Here is a 9,573-nt window from a genome sequence, read left to right on the forward strand (position 1 = left end):
GGATCAGGCACGATGCGGGGTGTGACCACCCCTGACCTTCCGAAGGAGCCCGACCCGAGGGAACCCGACCCGACGGTGGCCGCCCTCGACCGGATCGCGCGGGACTCCGCGTCCCGGTTCGCCAGCCGCAACCTCCGGATCCGGCGCAGCCGCGTCGTCCACGCCGTCCGGTCCTACCCGTGGATCGGCGGGCTGTCGTTGCCGGGACCGGCGTGCGGACAGGGCTGGGGTGGGCCGGGGGTGACCGGGGAGCTGCACCCGACGACCGAGCAGGTGACCTGCGAGCACCAACGGTGTCGGGACGCGGCGGCGCCCGGAGCCCCCGCCCACCGGAACCAGCTCGCGCTCGACCTCGGCGTCTAGCGGGACCGCCGCTCCGCCCCGGCGCCCCGCCGCGGCGAGGGAGGAGCCCGCCGCCGCCCACGCCCACCTCCGGTCGGCTCTCAGGGTGTGACGACCGGGTTCTGTTGGGATGACCGACATGCGTGTTCTCGTCACCGGCGCCACCGGCTACCTGGGATACGCGGTGGTGCGGCATCTGACGCACACCGGCCACCAGGTGGTGGGACTGGCGCACTCCACCCCTCCACCAATCCTTCCGGGAGTGGAGTGGCGTCACGGCGACGTGCTCGACCCCGCCGCCGTCGAGGACGCGCTGACCGGGGTGGAGGGAGTCGTCCATCTCGCGGGCCTGTGCCGGGTGCGCGAGGCGCTCGACCAACCCGCCCGCTACTACGAGGTCAACGTCGGGGGCACCGTCACGCTGCTGAAGGTCCTCGACCGCCGCCCCGACGCGCGCCTGGTCCTCGCCTCCACCGCCACCGTCTACGGCGCGCCGCGCCGACAACCCGTCGCCGAGGACGCCCCGACCGACCCCAGGAACCCCTACGCCGCCTCGAAACTGGCCGCCGAGCAGGCCGTGGGCTGGCAGGCGGCCACGGGTCGGCTCGCCGCCGCGACGCTGCGGATCTTCAACGTGGCGGGCGCGTGCGCGGACCGCGGCGACACCGACGAGACACGGATCATCACCCGCGCCTGCGCGGTGGCCGCCGGCCGCGTCCCGCACCTCGACGTGTACGGCGACGGCTCGGCCGTGCGCGACCTCGTCCACGTCGCCGACGTCGCCCAGGCCGTCGGGTGCGCCCTCGACGCCTGCGAACCCGGCACGCACCAGGTGTTCAACGTCGGCGCCACCCCGGCGAGCGTCCGCGAGATCGTCGAGGCGGTCAACCGGACCAGCGGGCGCGCCGTGCACGTCGTCCACCACGAGCCGCACCCGGCGGAGGTGCCGGAGCCGCGGGCCGACACGACCCGGCTCCGGGCGTTGGGCTGGACGCCGCTGCGCTCCGACCTCGCCGACCTCGTGCTGGACCAGTGGCGCGCCGAACGCGCCCACGGGTGATCCCGGGGCGCGGGGCGGGGGCCGACCCGCCCGCCCCGCGCCCCGGCTCCCCTCGCCGGCGGCGCGGCACTCACACGTGGTGCGGCTGCCGCTCCGACCAGGCCGTCTCCAGCAGGTTCAGCAGGACGTCGGCCGACATCGCCCCGGCCGTGGTCCGCCGCCCGTCGACGAGGAAGGTGGGGACGGCGCCGACCCCGACCTCCCGCGCCCGCCGCTCGTCGGCCCGCACGTCCTCGCCGAAGGCGTCGCCGGCGAGGACCTCCCGCGCCTGGTCCGCGTCCAACCCCACCTCACCCGCGAGGCCCGCCAGCACGTCGTGGTCGGCCACGTTGAGGTTCTCGGTGTGGTAGGCCCGGAACAGGCGTTCCTTCAGCTCGCCCCGCAGCCCGTGCGCGGCCGCCCAGTGGGTCAGCCGGTGGGCGTCGAAGGTGTTCACCGGGCGCGCGGTGGTCAGGTTGAGCGTCAGGCCCTCCGCCTCACCGAGCTGGCGGATGTGCTCGAAGCGCTCCAGCGCCGCCTCCCGGTCCAGGCCGTAGCCGGCCATCACGTCGAGCAGCGACCGCCCCGGCACGGTCGGCTCGTCGGCCCGCAGCTCGAAGCTGCGCCACACCACGTCGACCGCGTCGCGGTGCTCGAACCGGGCCAGCGCGGCCTCGAACCGCCGCTTGCCGAGGTAGCACCACGGGCACAGCACGTCCGACCAGATCTCGACCAGCATCGTGTCCCCTCCGCCGCTCACGAGCCCACCACCAGAACGATCTTTCCCCTGCCGTGGCCCGACGTGATCTCGCCGTGCGCGTCCGCCGCCCGCTCCAGCGGGTACGTGCGCCGCACGGAGATCCGCAGCAGCCCCTTCTCCCACAGCTCGGCCAGCTCCGCGAGGCGCTCGGCGCCGCGCTGGCCGCGGATCGCCCGCACCCCCAGCTCCTCGTGGAGCCCGAAGGCGACGAGCGTGCCGATCCGGTTCCGGTCGGCCACCAGCTCCACCGAGGCGCGCAGCGCGTCCTCGCCGGCGGCGTCGAGGGCGGCGTCCACCCCGTTCGGGGCCACGGCCCGCACCCGCTCCACCAGGCCCTCGCCGTAGCGCACGGGAACCGCGCCGAGCGAGCGGAGGTGCTCGTGGTTGGCCTCGCTCGCCGTGCCGATGACGGTGGCGCCCCACAGCCGGGCGAGCTGCACCGCGACGGTCCCCACACCGCCGGCCGCCCCGTGGACCAGCACCGTGTCGCCCCGGCCGACCCCGAGTTCCCGCAACGCCGTGTACGCGGTCTGCCCCGCGCCGGACAGCCCGCCGGCCACCTCCCATGGCATGCCCGCCGGCTTGGCCACGACCTGGTCGGCGGGGGCCACGACCAGCTCGGCGTAGCAGGAGAGCATCCGCCACCCAAGCACCTCGTCGCCCACCGAGAACCCGGTGACGCCCTCGCCGACCTGGTCCACCACACCGGCGAACTCGTTGCCGGGCGCCTGCGGGTACCTCGGCGTCACGCCCGGCGGCGCCCACCCTGCGGCCACGGCCGTGTCGACCGGCTGCACGCCGGCGGCGCGCACCCGGACCCGGACCTCGCCCGGCCCGGCCCGGGGGTCCGGCACCTCCGCCACGCGGAGGGTCGCCGTCGGCCCCGGGGCCGTGATGACGGCTGCTCTCATCGGTTCGTCCTTTCCCCGTGCGGCATGCCAGGGCACGCGCGGGAGGTTCGGCCTCCGCGCCCGTGATCGGCGCGCCGCGACGACCCGAACCTAGGACGTCAAGCAAGGTTGAGGTCCATGCCCGGAACCCCGTGACGTCCCTCTCAGGCCCGCGCGAGGAACACCCGGAGCACCTGTCGGGAAGGACGGAACCGGTGTCAGGACAGGAAGATGCGCTGCCCCGAGGTGAGCACGTGCCGCGGGTCGTACCGCACCTTCGCCGCGGCGAACCGGGGCCACACGGGACCGAAGTGCGCCTGCCAGTCGTCCCGCGTGAAGGACATGGTGCCGTGCGGGTAGACCGCGCCGCCCGCCTCGCGCACCCGCTCCGCGAAGTAATGGTTGGCCGAGGCGATCCTGGCCAACGCGTCCGCGTCGTCGGGAGATGTCGTGCGCAGCAAGGCGAAGTGGACGACGACCGGACCACCGGGCATCCGGAACAACGGGGTGTTGAACCGGTCGGTGGTGGTCGGGTACAGCACCACGCGGCCGCCCTCGCCCAACTCCTCCCGGGACACCCTGGCCAGGACGTCGACGACGACCTCCTCCGCCCGCACGTCGGGCAGGAAGCCACCCAGCCACGGGTGCGCGGACCGAGCGGGCGGCCAGCCCGCCGCACCGGGGCTCTCCCGCGTCACGAAGTCCACATAGGACAGATCATCGGTCTCGACGTCGCCGTCCCACGGCACGACGTCGTCCCACGCCGCCGGGTCCTCCGGCGAGGACGGCGGCGTGTGGAACCGGGCCGCCTCCACCACGTACCGCCACCCGCCCCGCTCGTCCGGCACGGCGCGCCCCGACACGTGGTCGAACCGGTGGTGGGTCACGAGGCGGCGCTGGGCGACCAGGAAACGGTGCGGGTCGGCGTAGCGCAGGCGGTGGCGCCGCACGCGGGACCGCGCCGGGACCAGCCGCAACGTCGCCCGCACGATCACCACGCACTGCCCGAGGCCGGCCAGCGCCGCCTCGAACAACGGACGGTCGTAGTTCGGCGAACAGGTCCGCACCCTGCCGTCGCCGGTGACGACCTCCAGCTCCAGCACGTTGTCGGTCTGGAGGCCGTGCAGGTGCGAGGTGCCGCCGACACCGCCGACGGCCAACGTCCCGCCCACGGTCAGCTCGACGCAGTCGGTGAGCACCGGCGGGGTCAGCCCCGCCGGCGTGGTGGCCGTGAGCACGTCCCGCCACCGGGCGCCCGCGTCGACGACCACCCGGTCCGGCAACACCTTGTGCACGGTGTCGAGCGTCCGCATGTCGATGACGATCCGGTCGGGGACCCGGGCCTGGCCGCCCGTCGCGTGCCCCTGCCCGCGCGGGGCGGCCCGCAGGCCGTGTTCGGCGGCGAACCGCAACATCGCCGCCACGTCGGCCACCGAGCCGGGACGGAGCACGGCGAGCGGCAGGTGGCGCGCGGCGTGGCCGTCGTCGTCGGCCAGGGCGCTCCGACTGGCCACGTCCACCACCAGCTCGCCGTCCAACGCCGGCAGGGCGTCGACCGCGATCGCCACCGCCCCGTCCCCGTCGTGATGTCGGATGCTCTCCATGCGGCACTCCGCCTTCCCGCCGGCCGCGCCACGACCGCCGCCCTCGTCGGTTCCTGCCTTCTCCACACCCGGGCCACCCGGTGTGTCGCCGTGCGCCCGCCCGTCGACCGGTCGTCTCGCGGGGAACAGGGCGACCCGAACACCGTCCGCGCGCGGGCGGACCGGGAAACGACCACGGCGCGGTGGGACGCGACCGGCCGGGACCGGCCCGCGCCGACAGCGACAGCGTTCCGCCCACCGTGATCCCACCGAGATCAGCGCCATGATCACTGTGCCGCCCCGTTTATAGACGGCGACAGCGTTCGGACACACCGCGCGAAACCTGTCCGTGGGACGACAACCACCCGGTGGAAGGAAACCGTAAGCAGGGCGTAGGGAAATATGCCGGCGACGACCGAAAACCACCCGCCGGACCTTCACGAACGTGGGTCACCGCTGGCAGACAGGCCTGGCACCGCCGAAACCGGCGCGCGCCACACCAGAACCGCCCGAGGCGGAACCAGCCCCACCCACTGGGGTGGCGTCGGGCCTCGACCGAAGGCCAGCACGGCCAGGACTGCCAGGATCGGGACACGCCCCGGGAACGGGAGGTGCCCCATGCCCGAGTCGGGTGCGGCGGAAGCGCCGGTCGCCGTGGTGACCGGGGCGGCCGGCGCGCTGGGACGCGCGGTCGCCCGCGAGTTCACCGCCAGGGGCCACCGCGTGGTCGGGCTGGACCGCGCCGGCCACCGGTTCGACGAGCTGGCCCACTCGGACGACGTCGCGCTGGCCGTCAGCCTCGACCTGACCGACCGCGACGCCGTGCACGAAGCCTGGCAACGCGTCGACGACCTGGGGCCCACGACGGCGTTGGTCACGGTGGCCGGCGGGTTCGGCGCGGCGGCGCTGCCCGACCTCCACCTCGGCGACCTCACGGCGATGATGGACACGAACCTGGTGACCGCGCTCTGGTGCTGCCAGGCCGCGGCGCCCCGCATGGCGGAGGCCGGCGGCGGCGCGATCGTCACCGTCGCCGCGCGCGCCGCGGTCGAGGGCGACGCGCCCGTGGCCTACGCCGCGGCGAAGGCCGCCGTGCTCCGAGCCACCCAGGTCCTCGCCGCCCAGTTGCGGCCCCAGCGCATCAGGGTGAACTGCGTGCTGCCCTCGGTCATCGACACGCCGGCGAACCGGGAGTGGATGTCGGCCGCCGCGCTCGCGAAGGCCGTCCGGCCCGAGGCGATCGCCAGGGTCATCGCCTTCCTGTGCGGACCGGACGCGACTCCGGTCAGCGGCGCCGCGGTGCCCGTCTACGGCAACGCCTGACCAGGCTCTCCCCGCCCTCGCGCCCGCCTCGCCGCCGTCGGCGAGGCGTTGATCCTCCCGTGAGGGGTTGATCTCCTCCGTACCGTGGGTCCCACCGTCCGTCAGCCGTCGGAGGATCCCATGCCCGCGACACACGAGGTCGTCAACCAGGTCCCGCCGCTGGTCAACCACGACGTCGCCGACGATCCGGCGTTGCTGGAGGCGCTGCGCAGGGAGGGCGCGGGACGGTCCGAGGAGCGCCTGCGCGAACTGGGACGCCTCGCCGGCAGCGAACAGGCGCAGGAGTGGGGACGACTGGCCAACGCGCACCCGCCGGTGCTGCACACCCACGACCGCTACGGCCACCGCGTCGACGAGGTGGAGTTCCACCCCGCGTGGCACGAGCTGATGACGGTCGCGGTGCGGCACGGCCTGCACGCCGCGCCCTGGCGGTCCGACGAGCCCGCCGCGCACGCGGCCCGCGCCGCGGCCTTCCTCGTCTGGAGCCAGGTCGAGGCCGGACACGGGTGCCCGATCTCGATGACCTACGCCTCGGTCCCGGCCCTGCGCCTCGCCCCCGACCTCGCCGAGCGGTACGAACCCCTCCTCGCCGCCCCGCACTACGACCCGGGGACCCGTCCCCCGGACACCAAGCGCGGGCTGGTCGCCGGCATGTCGATGACGGAGAAGCAGGGCGGATCGGACGTGCGGGCCAACACCACCCGCGCCGTGCCCGCCGGCGACGGCACCTACCGGCTCACCGGGCACAAGTGGTTCACCTCGGCCCCGATGTCCGACCTGTTCCTCACGCTCGCCCAGGCGCCCGGCGGCCTGTCGTGTTTCCTGCTGCCCCGCGTGCTGCCCGACGGCACTCGCAACCGGCTGCACTTCCAACGCCTCAAGGACAAGCTCGGCAACCGCTCGAACGCGTCGGCCGAGGTCGAGTACGACGAGGCGGTCGGCTGGCTCGTCGGCGAGGAGGGCCGGGGCGTGCGGACCATCATCGAGATGGTCAACATGACCCGGCTCGACTGCGTGCTCGGCGCGGCAGCCGGCATGCGACTCGGCGTCGCGCACGCGACCCACCACGCCGCCCACCGCGCGGCGTTCGGCCGACGCCTGGCCGACGCCCCGCTGATGCGGGTGGTCCTGGCGGACCTGGCCGTCGAGTCGGAGGCGGCCACGAGCACCGCGCTCCGGCTGGCCGGGGCCACCGACCGCGCGGCCGCCGGCGACGAGCACGAGGCCGCCTTCCGGCGACTGGCGCTGGCCGTCAGCAAGTACTGGGTGTGCAAGCGCGCCGCCCCGCACGCCGCGGAGGCGCTGGAATGCCTGGGCGGCAACGGGTACGTGGAGGAGTCGGGCCTGCCCCGGCTGTACCGGGAGGCGCCGCTGGTCTCCATCTGGGAGGGATCGGGCAACGTCGCCGCGCTCGACGTCCTCCGCGCGATGACCAGGGAACCCGAATCGGTGCGGGCGTTCCTCGCGGAGCTGGACGCCGCTTCGGGCGGCGACCGCCGACTCGACGCCGCGGTGGCCCGCCTCCGGGAGGAGCTGCACGCGCTGCCGTCCCGGGACGTCGACGTGGTCGCCGCCGGGGCGCGCCGCCTCGTGGAGACGATGGCCCTGACCCTCCAGGGCAGCCTCCTCGTGCGCCACGGCCACCCCGCGGTGGCGGACGCGTTCTGCGCGGCCAGGCTGGACGGCGACGCCGGCCTCGCCTTCGGCACGCTTCCCTCCGGCGTGGACCTCGCGGGCATCCTGGAGCGCGCGACCCCGAAGGTCGCGTGAGACCGGTGCCCGCCCCCACCGTCCGGGTGGAGCGCGCCGGCCCGGTCACCACCGTCATGCTGGCGCGCCCCGAGGTGCGCAACGCGGTCGACCGGCCCACCGCCGAGGCCCTGGCCGACGCGTTCCGGGCGTTCGACGCCGACCCCGACGCCGCCGTCGCCGTGTTGTGGGGCGAGGGCGGCGCCTTCTGCTCCGGCACGGCCTGCGGTCCCTCGCGGCCGACGCCGAGCGGGGCGCGGCGCGCTTCGTCTCGGGAGAGGGCCGGCACGGTCACTTCCCCACCAGTTGACCGGAGGAGAAAACCAGAAGTCACGGCTGAGTCAGGACAGGTACCGTCAGCGTCCTCGAAAGCGCTTTCCTCCGGCTGCCGGGGGAGCCTCCACCCGGGCGCCCCGCCGCCGGCCGGTTGGGCGCGAGCCGAACGGACCGCGCCGATCGACTCGCGGCCGAACGTGCACCGGGACCGGAGCTGACCAGCGAGAACCAGCGCACGTCCCGACCGCTCACTCCACCGGGCTACGACCGCCGACCATCGGGACTTGGACGATCGCACGATGCGCGCCCCGGTCATCTGCCGGCAACATGAATCATGTTCGCCCGAGCGCAAGCTCCCCGACGACAGACGCCGGGCGGACGGCGCGCCGCGCGGACACCGGAAGCAGGGGCCGGAGTTCGCACGGACACGCGCCTGGCTGGCGACAGCCGAGTGCGGACCGGTGTACCCCCAGGGCCGGGACCGCACCGGCACGCCAGTCCACCAGCGGTGGCGCCCGGGCCGGCCCGCACGCCGGGCGCCACCGCACCGGGGAGCGACCTCACATCAGCGCCCAGGCCGAGCACCTTCTCCGTGCCGTCGTCAGGGCCTCGCCACCAACCAGATCCCAGATCCCCGAGTGCGCCCTCGGCGGTTCGTCCTGCCGCCGCGCGCTTGGCACCTCTTCCCGGGGCGCGCCGCATGAGAGCGCGGCCGTCCGGGAGACCGCGAGGATCACATCGTCTACGGCGGCTCAGACATCGCTCCGGATCACCGATCACGCGACCCTGACGCTCTGCCGCGCACCCTCACACCAGGCCGGACCGGCTCCACAGAAGAACGGCAGCTCCCGAGGGTCACCCAGCCCCAGCACTTCCCTCGCGGCCAGGCCAACACCCTCACTACCCCAGGTCAGCCCCCACCCGCCCTGGGGGGCGAGCCCCGCTCCAGCCTACCGACCACCACCCGGCCACCGCAGCGGCAGCGGCCGCACCTGTGGATAACTCAGGCACCTGTGGACAACCCCATCCCCCAACAGGATGATGCGCTTGACAGCACACGAGAAACCAGCCCCACAACCCCCACACCCACCAAAAAAGCTGGCCTTCCACACACACCCAGCACCAGAACCAGAGCCAACACCAGGGCAGGGGCCGCCGCCGGGAACACCCACCAACACACAACACAACAAAAAAAAGGGGTTGCCGCGCACACCCACCCAGGCAGGCACACACCACAACCCCACACAACCCACAAAAAAGCCGTGGCCCGCACCAGAAAACCTGGCACGGGCCACGACCCACACAACGTTCGGCGGCGACCTACTCTCCCACACCCCCACGAGTGCAGTACCATCGGCGCTGGAGGACTTAGCTACCGGGTTCGGAATGGGACCGGGCGTGACCCCTCCGCCAAAACCACCGAAACACCCACGAAGACACCAACACACCAACCCACACACGGGCCAGCGGTGCTGGTTCTCCCAGAACCACACAGTGAATGCGAGACATCTCCATGGACAAGTCCTCGGCCTATTAGTACCGGTCAACTCCAGCCGTCACCGACCTTCCATCTCCGGCCTATCAACCCAGTCATCTCCTGGGAGCCTTACC

7 protein-coding genes, 2 rRNA genes and 1 pseudogene are annotated in these 9,573 nt (G+C 73.9%); 5 read left to right on the forward strand and 5 right to left on the reverse strand.

From position 1 onward, the window contains the following. Positions 1-21: 21 nt before the first annotated feature. Together LX15_RS28570 and LX15_RS28575 are read left to right on the forward strand one after the other, a co-directional pair. Positions 22-363, forward strand: a complete 342-nt coding sequence (locus tag LX15_RS28570) for a hypothetical protein (RefSeq protein WP_253673561.1) — start codon at positions 22-24, stop codon at positions 361-363. Between the two features lie 118 nt (positions 364-481). After that, entirely contained in the window at positions 482-1,402 is a 921-nt protein-coding gene (locus LX15_RS28575; RefSeq protein ID WP_253673568.1) for an NAD-dependent epimerase/dehydratase family protein, read from the forward strand. A gap of 70 nt (positions 1,403-1,472) precedes the next feature. Here the strand turns inward: LX15_RS28575 and LX15_RS28580 are convergent, their stop codons facing one another. The 3 genes from LX15_RS28580 to LX15_RS28590 form a co-directional block, all read right to left on the reverse strand. Continuing rightward, complete coding sequence (locus LX15_RS28580; RefSeq protein ID WP_253673570.1) at positions 1,473-2,141, reverse strand: DsbA family oxidoreductase; 669 nt, start codon at positions 2,139-2,141, stop codon at positions 1,473-1,475. Next, complete coding sequence (locus tag LX15_RS28585) at positions 2,138-3,052, reverse strand: NADP-dependent oxidoreductase (protein WP_253673572.1); 915 nt, start codon at positions 3,050-3,052, stop codon at positions 2,138-2,140. The genes LX15_RS28580 and LX15_RS28585 overlap by 4 nt, the downstream gene beginning before the upstream one ends. A 197-nt stretch (positions 3,053-3,249) precedes the next feature. Next, positions 3,250-4,701, reverse strand: a complete 1,452-nt coding sequence (locus LX15_RS28590) for an FAD-binding protein (protein WP_253673582.1) — start codon at positions 4,699-4,701, stop codon at positions 3,250-3,252. A gap of 531 nt (positions 4,702-5,232) precedes the next feature. Between LX15_RS28590 and LX15_RS28595 the strand changes: the two genes are divergently transcribed. From LX15_RS28595 to LX15_RS28605, 3 genes and pseudogenes are all read left to right on the forward strand, one after another. Continuing rightward, entirely contained in the window at positions 5,233-5,937 is a 705-nt protein-coding gene (locus tag LX15_RS28595) for an SDR family NAD(P)-dependent oxidoreductase (protein WP_253673596.1), read from the forward strand. 120 nt (positions 5,938-6,057) lie between these two features. Further along, positions 6,058-7,707: an isovaleryl-CoA dehydrogenase gene (locus LX15_RS28600; protein ID WP_253673598.1), complete on the forward strand. Its 1,650-nt coding sequence runs from the start codon at positions 6,058-6,060 to the stop codon at positions 7,705-7,707. Positions 7,708-7,763: 56 nt separating this feature from the next. Next, a pseudogene (locus tag LX15_RS28605) lies at positions 7,764-7,904 on the forward strand (enoyl-CoA hydratase-related protein); the annotation flags it as partial. 1,365 nt (positions 7,905-9,269) lie between these two features. Here LX15_RS28605 and rrf read toward each other — a convergent pair. Continuing rightward, positions 9,270-9,386: ribosomal RNA gene (gene rrf, locus LX15_RS28610) — 5S ribosomal RNA — on the reverse strand. An 89-nt stretch (positions 9,387-9,475) separates the two neighbouring features. After that, positions 9,476-9,573, reverse strand: a 23S ribosomal RNA gene (locus LX15_RS28615); the annotation flags it as partial.

Source organism: Streptoalloteichus tenebrarius (assembly GCF_024171885.1).
Classification (GTDB): domain Bacteria; phylum Actinomycetota; class Actinomycetes; order Mycobacteriales; family Pseudonocardiaceae; genus Streptoalloteichus; species Streptoalloteichus tenebrarius.

Coding starts and splice junctions, on each gene's coding strand:
- LX15_RS28585 (WP_253673572.1), bottom strand. CDS start 3,052: ATGAGAGCAGCCGTCATCACGGCCCCGGGGCCGACGGCGACCCTCCGC.
- LX15_RS28575 (WP_253673568.1), top strand. CDS start 482: ATGCGTGTTCTCGTCACCGGCGCCACCGGCTACCTGGGATACGCGGTG.
- LX15_RS28595 (WP_253673596.1), top strand. CDS start 5,233: ATGCCCGAGTCGGGTGCGGCGGAAGCGCCGGTCGCCGTGGTGACCGGG.
- LX15_RS28600 (WP_253673598.1), top strand. CDS start 6,058: ATGCCCGCGACACACGAGGTCGTCAACCAGGTCCCGCCGCTGGTCAAC.